This is a genomic window from Rhizobium sp. YS-1r (genome assembly GCF_000757525.1).
GTDB lineage: Bacteria > Pseudomonadota > Alphaproteobacteria > Rhizobiales > Rhizobiaceae > Neorhizobium > Neorhizobium petrolearium.
The window spans coordinates 107,140-128,730 of record NZ_JPYQ01000001.1 but is presented as its reverse complement, the minus strand read 5'-3'; the positions used below and the strand labels follow the sequence as shown (position 1 = coordinate 128,730).

20 protein-coding genes are annotated in these 21,591 nt (G+C 61.3%); 2 read left to right on the top strand and 18 right to left on the bottom strand.

Annotated features, from left to right (window positions below; translation table 11 throughout):
• Positions 1-39: 39 nt before the first annotated feature.
• From JL39_RS00585 to JL39_RS00525, 13 genes are all read right to left on the bottom strand, one after another.
• Entirely contained in the window at positions 40-954 is a 915-nt protein-coding gene (locus JL39_RS00585) for a DUF6282 family protein (RefSeq protein WP_037145189.1), read from the bottom strand.
• A gap of 25 nt (positions 955-979) precedes the next feature.
• Positions 980-1,894: a hypothetical protein gene (locus JL39_RS00580; RefSeq protein ID WP_037145959.1), complete on the bottom strand. Its 915-nt coding sequence runs from the start codon at positions 1,892-1,894 to the stop codon at positions 980-982.
• A gap of 20 nt (positions 1,895-1,914) precedes the next feature.
• The gene (locus tag JL39_RS00575; protein WP_037145187.1) at positions 1,915-2,682 is read right to left on the bottom strand and encodes an aldolase/citrate lyase family protein; all 768 of its coding nucleotides are present in this window, start codon (positions 2,680-2,682) and stop codon (positions 1,915-1,917) included.
• 115 nt (positions 2,683-2,797) lie between these two features.
• A complete protein-coding gene (locus JL39_RS00570; protein WP_052182560.1) occupies positions 2,798-3,262 on the bottom strand; it encodes a PaaI family thioesterase in 465 nt (154 codons plus the stop codon).
• Positions 3,262-4,143 (bottom strand): 3-keto-5-aminohexanoate cleavage protein, encoded by an 882-nt coding sequence (locus tag JL39_RS00565; protein WP_037145184.1) that lies wholly within the window; start codon positions 4,141-4,143, stop codon positions 3,262-3,264. Before JL39_RS00565 ends, JL39_RS00570 begins: the two co-directional genes overlap by 1 nt.
• A gap of 87 nt (positions 4,144-4,230) precedes the next feature.
• Positions 4,231-5,115, bottom strand: a complete 885-nt coding sequence (locus JL39_RS30365; protein WP_052182559.1) for a helix-turn-helix domain-containing protein — start codon at positions 5,113-5,115, stop codon at positions 4,231-4,233.
• A gap of 124 nt (positions 5,116-5,239) precedes the next feature.
• Positions 5,240-6,463 carry an MFS transporter gene (locus JL39_RS00555; RefSeq protein ID WP_152600997.1) on the bottom strand — a complete coding sequence of 408 codons (1,224 nt, stop codon included), beginning with the start codon at positions 6,461-6,463 and terminating at the stop codon, positions 5,240-5,242.
• Between the two features lie 210 nt (positions 6,464-6,673).
• Positions 6,674-8,185: a tripartite tricarboxylate transporter permease gene (locus JL39_RS00550; RefSeq protein ID WP_037145179.1), complete on the bottom strand. Its 1,512-nt coding sequence runs from the start codon at positions 8,183-8,185 to the stop codon at positions 6,674-6,676.
• Positions 8,186-8,192: 7 nt separating this feature from the next.
• On the bottom strand, positions 8,193-8,678 hold the full coding sequence (locus JL39_RS00545) for a tripartite tricarboxylate transporter TctB family protein (RefSeq protein ID WP_037145176.1): 486 nt from the start codon (positions 8,676-8,678) through the stop codon (positions 8,193-8,195).
• A 43-nt stretch (positions 8,679-8,721) separates the two neighbouring features.
• On the bottom strand, positions 8,722-9,216 hold the full coding sequence (locus JL39_RS00540; protein ID WP_037145173.1) for a nuclear transport factor 2 family protein: 495 nt from the start codon (positions 9,214-9,216) through the stop codon (positions 8,722-8,724).
• Between the two features lie 15 nt (positions 9,217-9,231).
• Positions 9,232-10,044 (bottom strand): amidohydrolase family protein, encoded by an 813-nt coding sequence (locus JL39_RS00535; protein ID WP_037145171.1) that lies wholly within the window; start codon positions 10,042-10,044, stop codon positions 9,232-9,234.
• A complete protein-coding gene (locus JL39_RS30360) occupies positions 10,037-10,888 on the bottom strand; it encodes a DUF6282 family protein (protein ID WP_152600996.1) in 852 nt (283 codons plus the stop codon). Before JL39_RS30360 ends, JL39_RS00535 begins: the two co-directional genes overlap by 8 nt.
• Positions 10,889-11,031: 143 nt before the next feature.
• Positions 11,032-12,012, bottom strand: coding sequence for a tripartite tricarboxylate transporter substrate binding protein (locus JL39_RS00525; RefSeq protein ID WP_037145168.1), 981 nt, complete (start codon positions 12,010-12,012; stop codon positions 11,032-11,034).
• Positions 12,013-12,214: 202 nt separating this feature from the next.
• Here JL39_RS00525 and JL39_RS00520 point away from each other — a divergent pair, with 202 nt between their 5' ends.
• Positions 12,215-13,114: a DUF6282 family protein gene (locus JL39_RS00520; RefSeq protein ID WP_037145148.1), complete on the top strand. Its 900-nt coding sequence runs from the start codon at positions 12,215-12,217 to the stop codon at positions 13,112-13,114.
• A gap of 81 nt (positions 13,115-13,195) precedes the next feature.
• On the opposite strand, the gene JL39_RS00515 is transcribed toward JL39_RS00520, so the two are convergent.
• On the bottom strand, positions 13,196-14,419 hold the full coding sequence (locus JL39_RS00515; RefSeq protein WP_037145146.1) for an MFS transporter: 1,224 nt from the start codon (positions 14,417-14,419) through the stop codon (positions 13,196-13,198).
• A 537-nt stretch (positions 14,420-14,956) separates the two neighbouring features.
• On the opposite strand from JL39_RS00515, the gene JL39_RS00510 reads away from it, so the two are divergent.
• Positions 14,957-15,898 carry a LysR family transcriptional regulator gene (locus JL39_RS00510; RefSeq protein ID WP_037145142.1) on the top strand — a complete coding sequence of 314 codons (942 nt, stop codon included), beginning with the start codon at positions 14,957-14,959 and terminating at the stop codon, positions 15,896-15,898.
• A gap of 6 nt (positions 15,899-15,904) precedes the next feature.
• On the opposite strand, the gene JL39_RS00505 is transcribed toward JL39_RS00510, so the two are convergent.
• The 4 genes from JL39_RS00505 to JL39_RS00490 form a co-directional block, all read right to left on the bottom strand.
• Entirely contained in the window at positions 15,905-17,143 is a 1,239-nt protein-coding gene (locus JL39_RS00505; protein WP_037145950.1) for a Xaa-Pro peptidase family protein, read from the bottom strand.
• A 70-nt stretch (positions 17,144-17,213) separates the two neighbouring features.
• On the bottom strand, positions 17,214-18,809 hold the full coding sequence (locus JL39_RS00500) for an ABC transporter substrate-binding protein (protein WP_200883897.1): 1,596 nt from the start codon (positions 18,807-18,809) through the stop codon (positions 17,214-17,216).
• A 69-nt stretch (positions 18,810-18,878) separates the two neighbouring features.
• Positions 18,879-20,552, bottom strand: coding sequence for a hydantoinase B/oxoprolinase family protein (locus JL39_RS00495; protein ID WP_037145947.1), 1,674 nt, complete (start codon positions 20,550-20,552; stop codon positions 18,879-18,881).
• A 67-nt stretch (positions 20,553-20,619) separates the two neighbouring features.
• The coding region (locus JL39_RS00490) for a hydantoinase B/oxoprolinase family protein (protein ID WP_161784725.1) at positions 20,620-21,591 on the bottom strand (972 nt) is incomplete at its 5' end.

Below are 21,591 nucleotides of genomic sequence, written 5' to 3'. Positions count from 1 at the left end.
GGAACAGATATAAGGTCCGGTCGAACCAACCGCATGGGGTCATAGCAGGCTTGCCGCGTTGGCACCCACGAGTTTTCGGATGTCGGACTTCGGCATCTGGAGATCAAGCAGATCGTTGACGATGGCGCGGTATCCCTCGACGGGGCGCGGCATCTTCACAAGGCCGAGGTCGGAGCCGAATATGGTCATCTCGACGCCGGCCAAGCCCACCAGGCGCCGGAGCTCCGCAGCATCCCATTTGGACGGTCCGCGCTCGTTGGGGATGAACATGCAGATCGAATGTTCCATGTAGACGCCCAGCCGGCTGAGTTCGCGGATATCATCGTCCGAGCAGCCAATGACATAAGTGGGATGATTGATCATCATCTTCTTTACGCCGCGACGCTTTGCTTCCGGATAGAGCACTTTCAGCTCGTCCACCGAAAGGTGGCCGCTGGAGAGAATGATATCGCCCGCCGCGATGACCTCCAGCACCTCGTTCGTCTCTTTCGTCAGCTTGCCTTTCTCGTCCAGCACCGTGAGCGGAATGGGCGGCAGCATGGGATTGACGCTCTTGGGATAGTTCTTGGTTTCGTTTGCGCTCTTGTCGATGTGATTCGCCGCGGCAAATGTTGGCATCCAGACGATCTTGCCGCCGAGCTTGACGGCATGGTCCACCGCATGCGGATTGATGCCACCGCTGGCATTGTTGAGCGCGACGCCGGAATAGAGGCGCACGCCGGTATCCGGATAGAGCGTCTCGAGCAGCCTGGCATGCGCCATGCCCGGATAGAAATGGTCCTTATAGACGAGTGCCGAAAAGCCCGCTTCGGACGCTTCCATCATCGCTTCATAATGATCGAGCAGGCGGGGGAATACGGCCGGCCCGCTGTGGCAATGCAGGTCCACGGCGCCGACCAGAAGGTCGGCGATTTCAGCGTTTCGGTCGAGGGTGGCGGAAGAAGCTTCGGTCATGCTCAATACTCCCATAAGGGCTGGTTCAGCGCGCGAGAGTGTCCGGCGCGGGATATTCATCGGCATTCAGCACCCAGCCGGACTTGGCGGAAAAATCGGCGCGCGGCGGGCTGAAGATATCGACCAGGACATTCTTCACCGGGTCGATCGACCGCGATGTGTGAATTGCCGGTGGAGGGATGACGGCAACGGAAGGTGCGGCGCAAAGCTCGGCATCGTCCGGCCGCCAGGCATTGAGATCGCTGATCCATGGCCAGCGCAGGTAGTGGATGTAAGAGCCTGCGACGCAGAGCGAATATTGCTCGAAGTCGTCGTGGAAGTGCGGAGACATCTTGGTGATATCGCGAGGGCCGCTGCCGGGCAAGAAGTTCACCATGATCGTCGAGCAACGGAAGATGATGCCGAACCGGCCCGGCTCCGGCGGAACATCCAGACTGTAATGCCGCAGCTTGTGCCCGCCCACCGGATCGGGCCAGGCTTGGAAAGGCGGCACATTCGGATCGGAATGGATATAGGACTCCGCATTCGAGCACTTGGCGACGAGATCGTCCGCGCGCGTCGTGAGCAGCCGGATCACCTCGCCATCACCCTTGAGATGCACCTCGCTATCGCCCGCCGGCACGACGACGATGCAATAGCCGTCAACGGTGATGCCCTCGCCGTTCCAGCGGACTTCGACCGGCGTGTTCCGATTGGGAAGCAAAACCACATATTCGTCGAGCTGGTTGGTGCGAGAAAGCACCAGCCCGGCCTTGCCCCGCGTATGCGCCACAATCAGGTTCTGGCCGCGGGCATAATAGGTCTGGCTGCCATCCACCACTTCCTGCGGCGGCGCATCGTAAAAGCGGGCATATTCCGCGCCCTTATAGGCAGTGGGAGCGGGATTGGTGCGAGCCGCTGGAGTGTTGAGAGCCGATCTTGGGTCACTTGCTGCGTACATGGTCATGTCCTGTGATTGTTTCAGTTTGCGGCGGCGCTGAATTCGGCGCGGATGCGGTTGGCGCTGGCGCGAAGCAGGCCCTGGTCGGAGGAAACGATGAAGGCGCTCGCCCCTTCCGCGTGGAAGGGCCCGATCTCCTCCACCGAGCCGACCATGACGCAGATGGGTTTCCCGACATTGCGGGCTGCCGTCATGACGCGGGCGACCGCGTCCTTCACTACCGGCTCGCTTGCCGATTTGGCGCCGAGCGAAACTGTCAGGTCTCCGCGGCCGATGAAAATGCCATCGAGCCCATTGACCGCTACAATGTCTTCTATGACGTCGATCGCTTCGCGATCCTCGATCATCGCCACCACCGCGACATCCCGGTCCTGCGCCTCAATATGCGCCCACATGCCGGTCGCACCATATCCGCCGGCACGCGGCGAATTGGAGAAGCCGCGAGCGCCGCCACGATACCGGCTTGCGGCCACCACCGTGCGGGCAATCTCTGCGGAAGCGACATGCGGCACCAGCACGCCGGCCGCGCCGCAATCCAGCACCGATTGGATGGCGCTTGGAGCCGAGGAAGCAACGCGCACCAGGCCGGCGATATCGCTCGCCCTGCATCCGAGCAGGATTTGATCCGTCGTGACCCGATCGATCGGTGCATGCTCCTCGTCGATGACGACGAAATCGAAACCCGCACCGCCGAGGATTTCCGAGGCATGGCTCGTAGGTGTCTTGACGAAGGCGCCGAGCAGTTGCTGACGTGCTTTGAAGCGGGTTGCAAACTCCGTCCGCGGCATTCCTGATCCTCCCCGAATGTTCTGTTGTGCTGATTACTCTGCGGCGTCTGGCGGCCCAGGGGGAGTGTTCGCGTCTAGCCTTTTCAACGACTGAAATACAAACAGAGAAGCCTATCTAGGCCTGCGGCTTCATGAGCTTGAACACCGCCTGCAGCGAAGCAACCGCCTCCCCGTCCACCTCTGCCAGACCGTGGAGAAACACGAGGGTCCGCGTCTGCCGGGTGATCAGGCAACGACCAATCACGAAATCGGATGGCCGCACCGCTGCCAGGAACTGAACGTTGAGCTGCACGGTCACCGATCGAACCGGTGGCGCATCCGGCCCCTGCGCGCGCGACAGCGTTTCAAAAAGCGTGCTTCCAATCGCCTGATCACCGAAGGTCGCAAGGCACCCTCCATGCATCACACCCGCATTGTTGAGCATGTTGGGCGTGCAGAGCAGTCCGAGAAGGAACTGGCCGTCCTCGTATTTTTGCCAGAACGGCCCGATCATCTCGGAGAACGGGTTGGAGCGGCGCTTCGTCCACCCTGCCGCGGCAGGGTCGAAGACGGCCTTGGAAACCGGATTGAGATCGTTCATCAGGCAGCCGCCCTCGCCGCTTCCAGGGAGAGGATTTCGCGGGTTTCGGCCGGCGTCGCCGGCTCCGCTCCAAGCGCCCGGATGATTTCCACTGCACGTTTGACTAACGGCACATTGCCTTCGGACAGGACGCCATGTTCGAGAAACAGATTGTCCTCCAGCCCGACGCGGCAGTGTCCGCCGAGAATAACCGATTGTGCGACCATGGGCATCTGAGCGCGGGAAATGCCGAAGGCCGACCATTGCGTGCCCGGCGGAATGAGTGAGCGCATCAGAAGCATTGCCTCGGTCGTCGCCGGAGCGCCGCCCGGAATGCCGAGGCAAAACTGGAAGAACGACGGCTGTGGCAGGTGTCCCGCCTCCAGAAGCCGCACCGCCACACCCACATGGCCGATGTCGAACACCTCGAGCTCCGGCTTCACGCCGGCGGCCCGGATCGCCTTCGCCATCGCGATCAGATGCGGCGGCGTGTTGACGATCGCTCGGTCTCCAAAATTCATAGTGGCAACGTCCAGCGTGCAAATATCCGGCCGCAGGCGGGAAACATGGTCGGTCCGAACCCCCGGCGATCGAACCGGCGGCACGACCGTCTCATCCAGCGTCGGCGCGTAACCCGCGCCCGGTCCGGCGGTCAAGTTGACGATAAAATCGACGCCTGAGCGGCGGATGCGCTGCATCACATCCTCGTAAAGCTCGAACTGCATCGAAGGCGCGCCGGTCTGCGGGTCGCGGACATGAATATGTACCGAGGCAGCACCGGCCTTCGCCGCGGCGATTGCCTCGTTGGCGATCTGCTCCGGCGTGATCGGCACGTATTGGCTGTTTTTGGACAGTGCGCTGCCGCCCGTGACGGCACATGTTAATATCACCTTACGTTTCATGTGATTTTCCTCAAGTTGGAGGCACGTGGCCATGGCCGAGCCTGCCCTTGATCGAGCATCGTTCGGCAGATATCGGTTGATGTTGGCTCAGTAGCTGGTGCCGTGCAGGCTGCGCATATCCACCTGGATTGCGGATGCGGCCTCGACCATCGGCTGTATGACGCTTTCCAAAATGCGATCCGACGGAACCGCCGTGCGATAGAAACCGACCCCCATACAGGCCGAGCAGCGCTGCCCGTCCAGGATCGGAACGGCGACGAAATCGAAGACCCGGCGCGGCCCACCGACCCGGGCATAACCGCGCTTGCGGGTGGCCCTCAGATCGCGCAGCACGCGCGCCGCATCGAAAGGCCTGCCCTGCTCGCGGCGCTGCTGGGTGAGCGCGTTGAGAAGCAGTGCCCGCTCATCGTCGTCGCAGAAGGCCAGGTAGCACTGTCCCATCGCCGTCAGCTCCAGATCGAGGAACCGGTGCAGCACGGGAAACGGATAGGCCCAAGGGCTGATAGGCGCGGTGGTGAAGCTCACCAGGATATGAGCGTCGCGCAACGTCCCAAGGCTGACGGGCCACTTGATATTGTTGGTCAGCGCCACCGCCCGCGACCGCGCCGCCTCGATCAGCAATGGAGCGCCACTGAAACCGGAGGCGAGCGAGACGACCTTGGAGGTGACGCTATAGCCGCCGACGAAATTGTCGCGCACCACGTAACCTTCGCTGATCAGCGTCTCCAGCATCCGCACGATTGTCGATTTGGATAGACCCGTCACCTGATGCAGCGAACCGATGGTCGCTATACGCTGCGCATTCAGCGCCTGCAACAGCAACAAAACCCGGCGCGCGGACTCGACGGGGGCATAAGATGCCTTGTGTTCGTCGACGCTACCACGCAATGAATTCGCCCTACAGTGAAGATCGTTGTATTTCGGTAGCTGGGAATATTTGGCCGGCCTCTCCTTCAACTCGCTGTCAAACATTCAGAACTCCTCCCAGAATTCTTTTGCACCAGTCCTCCAACCAATGCTCACATGAAAGGTAGCCCCACCCCATCGGCGAAGCCAGAGGCTTCTTCTCACATTTCAAGGAATGAAATGAGGAAGATCAAGATCGGCGCTGGCGAAAGGCGAGCGCGATGAGGCCGGAATAGCAGGCGGCAAGCGCGGCGACGCCGACGACAGGGATGACCATGCCGACGAATGTGGCCGCCGCTCCGATGAAAAAACTCCCGACAGCCGGGCCGCCGCGGATGATCATGCTGTAGATGCCCATCACCCGCCCGAGCTTACCCGGTTCGCTTTCAAGCTGCAGCAGGGCCTGCCCGCCGATCCCCGCATACATGTTGGCGAAGGACATGCAGAAGATCGCGACGAGGGCGAAATGGAAGCTCGGCGTCAGCGCCAACACGGCGAGCGCGGCCGTGGCGCAAAGTGCGGCAAGCGCGATGCTAAGCGCCCCTTGCGCGCTCGGCGGCCGCGCAAGCGTGATCGTGCCCGATACGATCGAACCGAAGGCCGAGGCCGCCATCAGCCCGACAAAACCGTCAATACCTCTGGCAAACAAGGCGTCGGAGACGGCCGGCAGCATCTGCAGGATCCCGTTGACGCTGATGCCGGTCATCCCCATCAGCCCCAGCGTGGCAAGCAGGCTTCTGTTGCCGAGCACATACCGGAACCCATCGGTCGTACCGGCTTTTTGGACGGGATCGGCCGGCCTATCGGCCACCTTCTGCACCTGGATCACCGCAAGCGCATAGGAAAAGAAGGCGATCGCCACGGCGCTTGCGGCAAAAGTAACGCCGACATTGATCTCGCTGATCAGCACGCCCGCTATGATTGGGCCGACGAAGCGAGCCAGATTGAAACTCAGCGCATTCAGCGCGACCGCCGCATGCAGATAATCGGGCGGCACGATTTCCCGGATCAGCGACAGCCGCGCCGGCTGCTCCAGACTGCTGGATACCCCCAGCACCAAGGTTAGCGCGAACAGCACCTCGACGGTGGTCAGCCCGAACCAAGAGAGAAAGGCAAGCGCCACGGATTGCATGATGGCGACCGACTGAGCAGAACGCAGAACCTTGATCTTGTCATGCGCATCCGCAAGCGAGCCGGCGAAGCTGCTGAGAAAGATCGACGGCAGCATGTCGGCCGCGGCGATCAGCCCGAGCCAGAAAGGCGACTTGCTGAGCTCCCAGGCAAGCCAGGCGACGCCGATCTTCTGCATCCACATGCCGAGAACGGAGACGATGCTGCCGATCGCGAAACGGCGGTAATGGAGGTCCTTCAGGGCAAGCAGCGGATTGTAACGCCCAACCTTGGCGGTGCTCATGGGCGCAGCCGGCGGAAGCGGAAACTCGGCGGATGATGCAAGTTTCACCTGTAGAACATCGGGAGTGAGTGGCAGGCGACAGCGGCCGCCTCATTGTTTCATCGGTCCCGATGAGTTAGAGCGCCGGATGGTGGGAGGTCCACCTTCGCCACCCGGCGATTTCAAACCATGAAATACAGTCGGTGCCATCGGGCACCGATCGAGCGACGATCAGTCCTCTTCCGCGAACACCACCTTGCGGCGATTGCGGATCGCCGGGAACAGCACGGCGAAGAGCGTCACTGCCGAGACAATGAGCAGGCCCGCAGTGATCGGCCGATGGAAGAAGGCAAGTGGATTGCCATCCGCCAGCAGCATGGCGCGGCGCAGGTATTCCTCCAGCATTGGCCCCAGAACGAAGCCGAGAAGCAATGGCGCAGGTTCGCAATCGAGCTTTGTGAGCCCGTAGCCGACCACGCCGAACACCGCCATCACCACGAGGTCGAACGGATTGTTGCCGACGCTGTAGACGCCGATCGCCGAGAACCCGATGATGGCCGGGAACAGGAGATGATTGCGAACGGAGAGCAGCTTCACCCACAGCCCGACAAGCGGCAGGTTGAGGATAACGAGCATCAGATTGCCGATCCACATCGAGACGATAACGCCCCAGAACAGTACAGGCTTCTCGTTGACGAGGCTGGGGCCGGGCGCCACGCCCTGCAGCATAAGCGCCCCGATCATCAGTGCCATGATGGCATTGGAGGGAATGCCGAGCGTCAGCATGGGAATGAAGGAACTCTGGGCGCCGGCGTTGTTGGCCGATTCCGGACCTGCAACGCCACCAATCGCACCATGGCCGAAGCGTTCCGGATGGCGCGAGAGTTTCTTTTCCAAGGCATAGGAGGTGAAGGAGGACAGCATGGCGCCGCCCCCCGGCAGGATGCCGAGGATCGAGCCGAGCCCCGTGCCGCGCAGGATCGGCCCCGCCGATTCCTTGATCTCCCCCCAGGTGAGCATAAGGCCGGTAACGCGCGTGGTCAGCACTTCCCGCTCCTGCTCCTTTTCGTCCTCAAGGCCGCGCAGGATTTCGGCGAGCGCATAAACGCCCGAACCGAAGGCGATGATCGGAATGCCGTCAGCGAGATCGAGCGTACCGAGCGTCAGACGCATGCTGCCCGTATAGACATCCGTCCCCACACAGCCGAGCAGCAGCCCAAGCACGATCATCACCAGCCCCTTCAACACCGAGCCATGTGCCAGCGCGATCGAGGCCACGACGCCGAGCACCATCAGCGCGAAATAGTCCGATGGTCCGAAACTGAGGGCGAGCGAGGTGAGCGGCACGGCGAAAATCGCGATAACCAACGTGGCGACACAGCCGGCGAAGAAAGAGCCGAGCGCGGCAATGGCGAGTGCCGCACCCGCCCTGCCCTGGCGCGCCATCTGGTAACCGTCGATGGCGGTGACCGCGGATGTCGCCTCGCCCGGCAGGTTGATGAGAATCGCCGTGGTCGAGCCACCATATTGGGCGCCGTAGTAGATGCCGGCCAGCATGATCATCGAGGCCTCCGGCGCAAAACCGAAGGTAACCGGCAGGAGGATGGCGATCGTGCCTAGCGGCCCGATGCCCGGTAGCACGCCGACGGCGGTACCTAGCAGACAGCCGATGAAGCAGAACATCAGGTTTGAAGGTTCGAGAACCGCCCCGAAACCGAGCGCGAGATTGGCAAAGATATCCATGGCTTTTCTAACCCGTAATCAGGTCGCCCCAAAGGGGGATTGGCAGGTTCAGGAGGAAATGGAACACCGCGACGCAGAATACGGTGAAACCCACGGCCAACAGGAGCGATTGGCGAAGCGTGGCGAAACGGCTGGCAAAGCTGGAGAAGAAGATCGTTAGAGCGACCGCCGCGACGAGACCCAGCGATTGGATCGTCACCGCGAAGATGAGCGGGGCACCGAGAACCAATACCGAGGATTTGATGGAGGCGAAGCGCAGAGGCTGAGCGCCTGCCGAGATCGGCGTGAAGGCAACTGCCAAAGCCAGGAATCCCAGAACGATCGACAGCATGACCGGAAAGAAACCGGCGCCCATTTCCGCCGCCGTACCGATACTGAGCGTACGATAGGCGTAGATGCCGACGACCACGCTGAAACACACGAAAATAGCGGTAAAGGTGACATTCCGGCGACTGAGCGCGCGCTCCTGCGGCTTTCTCGTCTCGATACTCATGCTGTTCTCCTCCTCAACGGCATTTCGATCGTCTATGCGGATACTAGCTTTGATCCTCTCGAACCGGCTCTGACAACAGGCTTTGCCGCACATGCGCCGGCATGGTCGTCGTCGGCTCGTTGCCCTTGAACAGATGAGTGAAGGTCTTCGACCGGATCTTCCAGCCTTCCGCACCGCGCACCAGCACTTCGAAAACCTCCGAAATGCTGTTCGGGGCATTGACCGGCAGCACCGGCACGCCGTCTACCGCATAGATCGTCATGATATATTTGATCGTCGCCCGGTCCGCACTTTCGATCGAAACCATCGGATTGTTGATAAGATGACGCGCGACGCGATCCCCGCGACCACGGCGCCAGTCGTAAAAGGCCTTGATCTGTTCGCGGCCAACAAAGGCGGAAGGGCCGGAACCGAACACGCCATCCTCGGCAAACATCATATGGGCACGTGCACCCCAATTGGTGTCGACCTCGTTCCAGTATTCGGTGACGAGGGACAGGACTTCTGCCTTGGCGGCCACTTCTGCAAGTGCATTCATTTCCGGTTCCAGCCGTTACATGCAATAGAGTTCAAGTGCGTTGCGCCCGCCGATACGCCGCCGCATGGCAGGATCCGGCACCCATTCGGAAAGCGCCGCCATGGTCTCGCCATAGGTGACGCGGTTCTCATAGGCCGCGAATGGCCAGTCGCTCGCCCAGACAAGCCGTTCTCCGCCCGTCCGCTTGATCAACTCCCCGGCGCAGTCCGCCGCCGCCGAAGGCGGTTTGAACCGGTAGCCGGCCGAGAGCTTGACCCAGGTCCTGCCCCGGTCGATCGCCTCAAGCACCAGCCGGAAGCCGGGATCGTCCACGCCTTTTCCCGCTTCCGGCATGCCCATATGGTCGATAACCATCCGCGCGCCGGCCGCCTCGATCTCCCGCATCATCGCCGGCAGGCGGTCCGCCCGCTCGATCAGGTGGACATGCCAGCCGAGATCGGCCACCCGCCGCAACAGCCGGCGATAGTCCGGCGATGCAATGTCCGGCGCCTCGCTGAGCGTCCGCCACATCAGCCTGATACCCACGAAGCCATCATCCCGCATCCGCTCCAGCTCATAGACGCTGATCGACGGAGAGACGATGGCCGTCGCCCTCAGGCGGCGATATCTGCGCAGCGCATCGCGAACATAATCGTTGTATTCGCCATGCAGACTGGCAGCAGCAACGACCCCGAGCGCTATGCCATGCTCGTCCAGCAGCCCGATCAGTTTCTCGACGCCTGCATCTTCCGGGGGCTTGTGCGAGGCATTTGGCGCCAGCGGCAGGTCCGTCGTGTAGATGTGAAAATGCGCGTCTACCAGCGGCGGTTCATTATCGGTATCAGGCATGCAAATGCGTCCCATGCATTATTCGTTCTTCCAGACCAAGCAGCCGGCGCGGATTGTCACCGATCGCCCGCCGGATTTCTCCTTCGTCGAGACCAAGCTCCAGCCACCCCCGCAAAGCGGCGATGTAATGGCTTCGCAATGAGCCGGAAGCTTCAGCGGAATGCAGGCCGAGAATCAGCCGTTCGGGATGCGTCCGGGCAAGGCTGGCAGCCAGCATGCGGTCGCGCCCCTGGCTACTCGCCGAGATCATGATGTAAGCGCCCTGCCGCAGCATCCTATCCACATCTCCCGGTCGAGCTCCATTATTGCGCACCGGGTCTGACACCAGTAGCCGAGTCACGCCGCATACCTTCGCCGCCTCGAACAGCGCGAGCAATTCGCTTGTATGCAAGAATCCCGCCCCGAGGACGCCATCCCTTGTCGCGATAACCTCCAAGAGCTCCTTGAGCTCAGGCAGCACCCTGCCACGTGCACTCACCACACTGAGCGCGGGCTCGGCGCCATCGAACCCTACCGGCAGGCGGGAAGGCCAACGCTGGCTCCTCAGGAAATTCTCCGCCGAGAGCGTCGGCATGTGAACCACCTTGCCGGCCAGCATCAGCGTGTGTTCGACGGCATAGACATTTAGGCCGCCGACTGTCGTGTTCAGCGCAACGCTGCCGAACAAGGCGATAGGCGTGTCCTTGAAATCGGCATCCGCCAGATAGGCCGCAACCGGCGCAGTGCAGTAATCATGGGCCTGCAGCACCACGGCCCTTATTCCCAACTCCAGCGCCTGGGCACCGATTTCGATCGAATCCAGACCGGTATCCGGGTGCAGCAGGCCCTCGAGATCACAGGCCATGTCAACCGATCCGGAAAGCCAGCCGGTCAGATGGCCGGGGGGCTCATGCGATCGGGCTAGGACGCCACTCGACATCGGATACGCTCCCGGATTTTGGAATTTGGCTAGGGCCGTCATTCTCGCTCCCCGAAGAGGGAGCGGAGTTACTTGCTGCGGATATCGTACTTGGCGATGATATTCCGCCACAGCGCCTCTTCGTCGACGACGATCTTGTGGAACTCTTCCGGCGTCGTAGGCGCCGCGACCTGACCAGCGACGGCGAATTTCTGGATTGCATCGTCCGACTTCAGATATTCGGTCAGCACTTCATTGATCTTCTTGACGACAGCCAGCGGAGTGCCTTTCGGCGCCATGATGCCACCCCACGGCACGGCCACCAGATCGAGCCCCGCTTCCTTGAGCGTCGGCGTGTTCGGCAGGATTTTCGCCCGCTTGGCGGAGATGACGGCGATCGGCTTGAGGCTGCCGGCCTCGATATGTTTGATATAGGCGTCGCCGAGATAATCGACGGAAAGATCCAAGCTCGCCGACAGCATGTCGGTCACGATAGGCGGGCTGCCCTTGTAGCTGACGAGCTTGATGTCGATGCCAACCATGTCCATGATCGCTGCCTCGATCATATGGCCGTAGGAGCCGATGCCATTGTTACCGGCGCTCACCTGCGAGGGATGCTCCTTGGCATAGGCGATCAGTTCGCTGAGATTGTTGGCCGGAAAGTCTTTACGGGCCACCAGCACCATGTCACCCACGGAAAACTGGATGACGTGCTCGAAATCGGTGAGGGGCTTATAGTTCAGGCCCGGCATCGTGTTGGTGAAATTCGCCGCAGGTCCCGGATAAGCGGTCACCAGCGTATAACCGTCCGGCTTCTGGCGGGCCACGTAACCCGTACCGATCGCACCACCGGCACCCGGCTTGTTTTCGACTATGACGGTTTGCCCGATGCCCTTTTCGAGCGCCGCAGCAATCAGACGTGCCAGGTAGTCGCTGCCGGCCGCGAAAGCGTGAACCAAGGTAATCGGCTTGTCCTTAGGCCATTCACCCGCGAGGCTCGTACTACTCGTGGCGCCGACGCTGGTAAAGGCCAGCAAGGCAATACCGATGGATGTCAGTATCTTGTGCATTGTTTGTTTCTCCTCCCTCAACCGCGGCGGCGCTGACGCTTCTTGTCTCGGTCGACTAGGGATCATAATCGAAACCTTGGGCTCGGCCATGGCGACAGGTCAGCTGTTTCAACCCTTGAAATAGGTTTTCGCAATCCATGGACGCCGAACCGCATCCCCCACAGCGTGGAAAAAGCCAATCGTCTCGCAAGGGTTTCGGCCGATGTTGCTCCACCATACCAATAACGATCAAGCCGTCGATGCTTTGCTGCGCGGCGCGGTGGATCTGCATTGCCATAGCGGCCCCTCTGTCATGGGCCGCAAGATCAATCATGCCGAAGAGATCGCCGAGGCGGAAGCAGCTGGCATGCGCGCCATCCTGATCAAGGACCATTTCTATTCGGCGACACCAGTGCTGGAACTCATCAAGCGCCACCGGCCGGCCGGCAGTGGACTTGAAATCCTTTCCGGCGTGCCGTTGAACAACACGCTCGGCGGCCTCAATCCGAAAGCCGTCAAAGCAGGGCTTGACATGGGCGCGCGGCTGGTCTGGATGCCGACGCTCTCGTCCACGAACCATTTGCGCATCGCGCATTATTACAATCTGGCCGGCAAGCTCGGCATGCTGTCGCCGGAGGGCCTCAGCGTTCTGACCGTCAACGGCATTCTCCGCGACGAGGTCAAGGAAATCATCGACCTGATCGCCGAACACGACGCGGTACTCTGCGGCGGCCACCTGCATGTCAGCGAAATGTACCCGCTGTTCACGGAAGCAAAGCAGCGCGGCGTAAATCGCATGCTCGTTTCGCACCCGACCTTCTGGATCGATGCCAACCTGTCAGACCTGCGCGAACTCGCATCGATGGACGTCCATCTGGAACACTGCGCCTGCATGCTGATCGATTGTCCGTCGCGCCAGTTCACCGCCGAGGAACTGCGTGACTATGTGGAAGCCGGCGGCCTGGACCACACCATCCTCGGCTCAGATCTCGGACAGCCGACCAATCCGCGCCCGGTAGAAGGTTTCCGCTCGGTCATCAAGCTTTGCCTGGACAGCGGTTTCACGTTCGAGGAGACACGCCAAATGACCTCATCCAACGCAGCCAGACTGATCGGGCTATAGCCCGTTGGCGACTGGACAAGAAGCTTCGTCCGGTTTCGAGCTGGTCGACTATCCCCTCGATCAGCTATCATGGTGGCTTGATTATCCGCGCACCGTACGATTGCGCTTCGTTGTTGCCTGGTAGAGAAAAGGGAGCGCTGTTAGACCAGTAGCGATTACCACAATCCAATTGATCATACTCCAGCCGGCAAGGTGGATCAGCGCCCCGGCGGAGAGCGACGAGATCGCCACGAAGGCGAAGATCGAGAAATCGGCGATCCCCTGTAACAGAACCGCCCTGGGGCCGACGGCACTGCGAGCGATCATCACCGACGAGCCGGTGAAACTGAAATTCCAGCCAACTCCGAGCAGGATCAGGGTCGCCCAGAAATGCGCAAGCTCCTGACCGGACAGTGCGATGACCGCACCGACTGCAACGAGAGCGATGCCGAACAGCATGACGTTCTGATGGCCGAAGCGCTCGATCAGCCGGCCGGTGACGAAGCTCGGCGCGAACATGCCGAGGATGTGCCACTGGATGCCATGCGCCGCATCGTCGACGCTGAAGCCGCAGGCGATGATCGCCAGCGGCGAAGCGGTCATGGTAAAACTCATCGATGCATAGGAAACCGCACCGCAGATCACCGCCAGAACATAATCTTTCAGCGAGACCTTCGCATCCGATGGGGGTGCGGATGTTACAGCCCCCTTCCTCAGCGGAGTGGACATGGCCGGAAAGCGCAGCAGCAGAAGCGCCGGCAGAGTCGAGAGCGCCAGCAGCGCCTGACACAAGAAACTCAGCGCGAAAGGCGCACCGATCACCACGTTGCTGGTCCAGACGACGATCTGCGGGCCGACAACGGCCGAAACGAGACCGCCGGCCAGCACGAAGGAGATGGCCCGCGGCCGCATCGTCTCGGGCACCAGCAGCGTCGCGGCGAAACGATAGCTCTGCACGCAGGCGATGTTCAGCCCGAAAAGGAAGGCGCCCAGACAGAACAACAGGAACGAGTTCTGCAGCACTCCGAGCGTGCAGGTCAGCCCGCCGATCATCGAGACCATTGCACCGATACAATAGACAGGCTTGCGGCCTAGCAGGCGGATCAGCATGGCGACCGGGATCGTGGCTGTGCAGGTGCCGATCATGAACATGCTGATCGGCAGGGTGACGAGCAGCTCGTTGGCGGTCAGCGTCTGCCCCACCATGCCGCCGACCGAGACCATGATGGGCGGGATCGCGCCGGCAAGCCCTTGAGCAATCGTAAGTAGAAAGACCGACACGGGAAATTTCGGCCGGGCATCGAGTTCAGCGACTGCAACGCTCATTCTGTCTTCTCACTCATGCTGGGAACCCGCAGGACCAATCGCCCGCTTCCGACATGCCGAAACGTCTCCGGCGTGGGGCAGTATCCTTGCTGGAGACCATCTGCGATACGGGGCGAACCGAATGGGTTTATTGCATATTTGCACGAATGCTCCCGGCGCCTGCATCAATCTGCAATCCTTTTTTGTGCGATTGGCCGCCCAATTTATCTAAGGTAGATTCCAGCGGACTTAATCGTTTCGCTGAATGCCGATTGACTAAAAAAAATTCAAAAATCCCCATGAGCTAAAATTTGCGCAATTCGATCGGAATGGTGTATCCGGCGCCCTGAAACCTGCGGTTCGGGAGCGGGATCGTACCAATTTGTAGAATGATTTTACGCGAGCGCGGGAATGCCGCAAAAATGAGTGGCTTTCCACCGCCCATACGAAGGTCCGCAGGGAAATTTTTCCATTGTCAGCCTTCGTTCTCGCATGACACACTACCGTCACATGAAGTTGCAGGTCCCCGCAGACCTCCCAGTGCGAGAGAACGACGCAATGAACATGCACGCCATTGGCCGGGGTCAGGCCATTCTCGATATCGAGCGCATTCATCTCGTCGCAGCATTCGCTGTCGTCGCCGAGAAGTTGAATTTCGCTCAGGCGGCAAGCCTCGTCGGAGTGTCAGCCTCAACCCTCAGTCGAAAAGTGGCGAAATTGGAATCGCTGCTCGGCATGAGGCTCCTCGAACGGACGACCCGGACAGTGGCCCTCACCGAGGTCGGGCAACTCTATTTCGAGCGATGTCGCGAGATCCTCATGCGCCTTGAAGAGGCGGACGCGATGGTATCCTCGTTCAATACCGAACCACGCGGCCTCCTCCGCGTGAGTTTTCCGGTCGCTTTCGGGCGGCTGCAGCTCTCCGACATCATCGCCGAATTCATCGAGAAATACCCGAACGTGCAGATCGAGGCGAACTATACCGACCGCTTCGTCAATCTCATCGAAGAGGGTTACAATGCCGTGGTGCGCATTGGAACGCTGTCGGATTCGAGCCTGATCGTGCGCAAGATCTCCCGCAATCGCCGCGCTCTGGTCACCGCCCCTTCCTACATCGCCCAGCACGGTATGCCGCAGCACCCTGCCGAACTTGCCGACCATCACTGCCTCTGCTTCAGCCGCTATGCACGCGCCGGCAATACCTGGACTTTCAGCAGGGGCGAGGAAACGGAAGAAGTGCGGGTGGCGGGCGAATTCCGCTCCGACAGCTCGGAAGCCATCTATGAGACCGCTCTACGCGGCACAGGCATTGCGATCGTCGCGCGCTACATCTGCGGAAACAATCTCGCGAACGGCTCGCTCGTACAGCTCCTGCCCGACTGGACGATCACGCCAGAATCGTCCGTCTACATCGCCTATGCCAGCAACAAGCATCTCGTACCGAAGACCCGCGTATTCTCGGATTTCCTGGTCGAAAAGCTGCGTGACGTCCAGTGGTGAGGCAGATCAGCTCCTGAGAATTACCAGTTCGCGCGGCATTGTATTGATGACCTCGGCGCCCGTCTCGGTCACCATCACCTGATCCTCGATCATCATTGCCCCGAGGCCGTGGCCGTAGAACGGCGTCTCGAAGGCGAGCATCATGCCGGGCATGATAGGCTCCCTGTTGCCGGCGGAAATGAAGGGCCATTCTTCGCTGCCGCAGCTTGCGCCGATCGAATGGCCGAAATGGCCGCGGCAATAGTCCGGCATCCCGCGCCGGCGAGTGACCGCGAGCACCGCCGCATGCACTTCGCCGAATGTGTTGCCGGGCCTGATCTTTTCGAGCCCCGCCGCAAAGGCCTCTCCCAGCACGGAATAGATCCGCACAGCAGCCGGATCCGGTGTGCCAAAACACATAGTTCGCGTACCATCGGAGAGATAGCCGTCGATTGCCACCCCCATGTCCGCCTTGATCAGCGCCCCTCTTTCGACGCGCGCATGGCCATTCGACAGATCGGGACCAACCGCGATACCCTTGCGCAATGAGGAAGCCCGCCGGCCTTTCCGCGCCAGCGAAGCAAACACGCCCTCCTCCCAGAGCGCGTCGAGATCGCCGATCGTCATTCCCGCCCTGAGCGCCTGCGCCATATGGCGCATGCCGTCCTCGGAAGCATCGGATGCGTCGATCAGGCATTGCAGCTCGCGTTGGGACTTGATCATGCGAAGCCGCCGCAGCACATCCGATCCGTCGATGAAACGGACATTCGGCAGGGCCTCCTGCAGTGCAGCGAAATCGGCGGCGGGGACGAATTCCAGGTCACATCCGATCGTCGCCGACAACAGGCCACGCGTATCCAGAAGTTCACCCAGCAATCGGAAGGCTTCGGCGCGATCGAAACTTTCGGGCCGTGCGCCGCCAAGCCCCTGAGCGGCATATTGCCGGGCAAGTTCGGGGAACGGATCTTCTCCGAGGGCCGGCGGCAGGACGAGATAGTCGATCCAGATGCGCTGCCGCAGCACATCGACATTGCGAGTGGAAAGATCGAGGAACTGGACGGCGTGGTCAGCAGCCACCGCCCCGGTCCGCAGCCGCTTGTCCGCCGGGACGAGGGCGATGCAAGCCCCTGCCCTGCGCCACATGGCCGCCACGCCCGCATCGAGCTCGGTCGCATATCGAAAGGCTTCCGGCTGAAAAATCGCCAGCCCGTCCATGCCGGCGGCCTGCATCAGCGCCTCGGCGCGGTTTCGGTCGAGATCAGACATGCCAAGGCCTCCGTACGTATTCATGGATCGGCCGGCCGGCGGCCGATCCATTTCTGTCGGCGTCAGTAGATCAGACGATCTTCATCCGCGCCATGCTGCCTTCGAAGCCTTCGGCATTGGTCGTGTGATCGACGAGCCGCTTGTTGGCGATCGTCTGCCACGGCGACATCACCAGCGGGAGACTCGGGACTTCCTTCATGACGATGCGCTGGATCTGCTTCCACATCTCGATGCGAGCCTTCTGATCGGTGGAAACCGCGGCGTCCTCCAGAAGCTTGTCCACCTCGGCATTCTGGTAGCCGGTACCGTTCGAGAAGGCGACGCCCTGGATGATGTTCTTCGACCAATAAAGGCGCTGTACGCCGACCTGCGGGTCGAAGAGGTTGCTGATCGAGGCGAGATGAAGCTGGAACTGCCGGTCGCGATAGACGCGGGAGATCAGCGTACCCATGTCCTGGCCGCGCAACTCGATGGCGATACCGGCGCGGCTCATCGCGGCGCGCAGGAATTCGCCGAGAATGCGCTGGTCGTCGCCGACATATTCCATCGACAGCGTTAGGCGTGGAGCAGTGCCGTTCTTCGGGAAACCGGCCTCGTCGAGCAGCTTTTCGGCCGCCTTGATATCGTAGGCATAGGGGCTCGGCTCGGCGAGATGGAAGTCCTTGTGGTAGGGCACGACGGGCGAAGCCGACGGCGTCGCATACTTGTAGAACACGACGCGGCTGATCGCGTCGCGATCGATGCAATGGGCGAGCGCCTGCCGCACCTTGATGTTGGAAAGGGCCGGGTCGCGAAGGTTGGTCTCGACGATGATGATGTTCGGCGGATCGTATTCGTAACCCTTTGGGTCGAAGGCGATATGCTTCATCTTCTGGAGCGTGTCGACGTCACGGAACGGCACCGGCGTACGGTATCCGATATCTACGTCGCCAGTCTCGAAGGCGATGACGCGCGCTGACGGATCGAGAATGGTCTTGGCGACCAGCTTCTTCACCTTCGGCAGGTCCTTGTTCCAGTAATTCGGATTGGCTTCCCAGAGGACGTGGCTGCCGCGCACCCATTCCTTGAAGATGAACGGTCCGGTACCGATCGGCGCGGTATTGTTCGGATGGGTCAGCACGTCCTGGCCTTCCTTGTAGAGATGGCTCGGAACGATCGGCGTCTCCATGGAGGACATCGCCTTCAGGAGGAACGGCGTCGGCTTGGCGAGATTCAGGATGACGGTGTAATCATCTGGAGCGTCGATCTTGGTGATCTGCGCGAACGTGGAGCGGTTGCGCGAGTGGAACTGCTTTGACGTATTGATGGAAAAGACCACGTCCTTGGCAGAAAAATCCTGGCCGTCATGCCATTTGACGCCTTGGCGGAGCTTGAACGTATAGGTCAGCCCGTCATCCGAAACCTTCCACTCGGTCGCGAGAAGCGGCGACGGATTGAGCTTGTAGTCGAATTCCAAGAGCCCCTCGGTCGTACGGGCGGACCAGATGAGACTGGACGTATTGACGAACGACAGAAGCGCTGGCGCCTCCGTTGCGCCAACCATCGTCACCACGTCCTTCTGCGCCTGCGCCATGGCTACGTCGGGCCCAAGCATGCCGGCCGCAGGCAGTGCGCCCATGCCGGCGAGTACGGCCCGGCGGGAAATGCCGCGATCGTTCATTGCCATATCGTTGTTCCTTTCTGTGCCCCGGCGGCACCCTCTGTTGGGTTTTTGCGGGTTCTTTGCCCGCTGTTGTCATGCGTAGTAGCGGTAGATCTCCCGCGCCGCGGCCGGTGAGATGAGTTCGTTTTCGAGGTCCTGGCGTATCAGCGCCGGATCGCGTTTTGTGGGATCGCCCACCCCGCCACCGCCAGGGGAACTGACGAGCACGCGCAGCCCTGGCTCCACCGCGTGGATCCCCTTGCCGCCGAGGATGACACCGTTCGACAGCATCACCCGGCCCGCCGCGCCCGGGCTCCCGCCGAAAGCTCCAAGCGCCGGATACTGGATGCGTTCGAAGGAGCAGCCGAAGGACAGGGTTTCGGGTATGATGTTTTCGATCTCGATTGCCTGGCCGAGACCGCCGCGAAACTGGCCGGCACCGCCGCTGTCCCGCCAGAATTCCTTGCGCCAGACGACCGCCGTCGACATGGACTCCCAGATCTCCACCGGCCCGCCGCGAACGCCGGAGGGAAAGCCGGTGGCCGACATCCCGTCGCGATACGGAAGCGCGCCCATGCCGCCGGTCGTCACGACGCCGGCCATGAAAGTGTCGCCAAAGACCGGCGGGCTCTTCCAGGGACCGATCACCCGGAGGTTCCAGAGCACCCCGGCACCTTCAGCCGGGATCAAGTCCGGCATAGCCTGGCGCAGCGCCCCAAACACGAGGTCCGGAAGCATCAGGCCCATCAGGTGACGTGAGACGACGGCTGCGGGTTTGAGCGCATTGAGGATGCAGCCCTCCGGCGCCGAAACCGTCCGTGGCGCAAGCGAGCCTGCATTGTTCGGAATGTCGCGGACGATCGAGACGCCCAGCGCGTAGGACGTATAGGCCATCGTGTAGCAGATCGGCACGTTGAAGTTATACTTCGTCATCGGCGCCGAGCCGGTATAATCGACATGGATGCCATCGTCGGAAATCGTCAATGCCGCTTTGAGCGTGATCGCTTCGCCGCCCTGCCCGTCGAGCGTCAGCGACGAATGCCACGTACCCTTCGGCAACTTGCGTATCTTGGCGAGCACACCTTCGCGCGATGTATCGATGACGTGGTCGGCGAGTTCGTCGAGCTTCGTCAGCTCGAACTCCTCCATCATCTCCAGCAGCCGCTCGCAGCCGACGGCATTGCAGTTGATCAGCGAATAGACGTCGCCGACTGTCTCCACCGGCTGGCGGGTATTAGCCCGGATCACCGCCATCAGCGGCTCATTCATGCGCCCGCCATCGACGATCTTCAGGATCGGCAGATAGATGCCTTCCATGAAGACGTCAGTCGACGACGCCCAGTCGTTGAGACCGCCGATATCGAGGATATGGCTGTTGCAGGCAAGGAAGCCGATCAGCCTGTCCCCCTTGAAGCAGGGCGTGGTTATCGAGATATCGTTCAGATGGCCGGTCCCCATCCACGGATCGTTGTGAATGAAGACGTCACCCGGGCTCATCGTGTGCAGTGGGTAGGCATCGATCACGTGTCCGACGGCCAGCGCCATGGAATTGATGTGGCCCGGCGTACCGGTAACGGCCTGGGCGAGCATGCGGCCCTTGGCGTCGAAGACGCCGGCGGCAAGGTCACCGGATTCGCGAACGATCGTCGAGAACGCCGTACGCTGACAGACCTGCGCCTGCTCCTCCACCACCGCCAGCAGCCGGTTCCACATGATCTGCTTGTCGATCAAGCTGATCGACGGTTTGACTGACACCTTGTTCAACATGATGATTTTGCTCCGCTTCGGTCGATTGAGGCCATGGCCGTAAGGCAGCCACCGCCTTGCCTCTGTCTCAGGCGACATATCCGTAGAGGTCGCGGGCGATTTCGCTGGAGATCAGCCCGTATTCGACGTCGCGGGAGACCATTACCCGGTCGCGTTCCTTCGGATTGCCGACGCCGCCGCCGCCAGGTGAACTGACGGCGATCCGCACGCCGGCCGGAATCTCGTAGCAACCTTTGCCGGGCAGGAACTCGCCGGTCTCAAGCCGCAGCCGACCCGGCGCGCCGTTGCCGCCGCCTGCAGCCCCCTTCGCCGGATGGTCCACCCGCTCGTAGCCGGTGAAATACTGGAAGCTCTCGGGAATAATGTTCTCCATCTCGATCGCCTGGCCAAGACCACCACGGAACTTGCCGGCGCCGCCGCTGTCCTGGCGGAATTCCTTCTTCCAGACGACGAGCGTCGTCATGGATTCGAAGATCTCGATCGGCCCACCGCGGACGCCCGAGGGAAAGCCGGTCGCCGACATGCCGTCACGAAAGGGAAGCGCGCCCATGCCGCCGGTCGTCATCACCTGGGTAAGATAGCGGTTGGCGATGTTGGGAGGGCTGTCCCACGGACCCATGACGTTGATGCCCCAGAGTCCGCAGGTGCTCTCGGCCGGAATCTGGTCGGGGATTGCCTGGCGCAGGCAATTATAGACGAGGTCGGGCAGCATCAGCCCCATCTGCGCACGGCCGAAGACGGCTGCGGGTTTGAGCGCATTGAGGATGCAGCCCTCCGGCGCCGAAACCGTCCGTGGCGCAAGCGAGCCGGCATTGTTCGGGATATCCCGGACGATCGCCACGCCGAGCGCGTAGGACGTGTAGGCGAGCGTGTAGCAGATCGGCACGTTGAAGTTATACTTCGTCATCGGCGCCGAGCCGGTATAATCGACATGGATGCCGTCATCCGAGATCGTCAGCGCGGCCTTCAGCACGACCGGATCGTCGCGGCCGTCGAGTGTCAGCGACGAATGCCAGGTGCCCTTCGGCAGCTTGCGGAA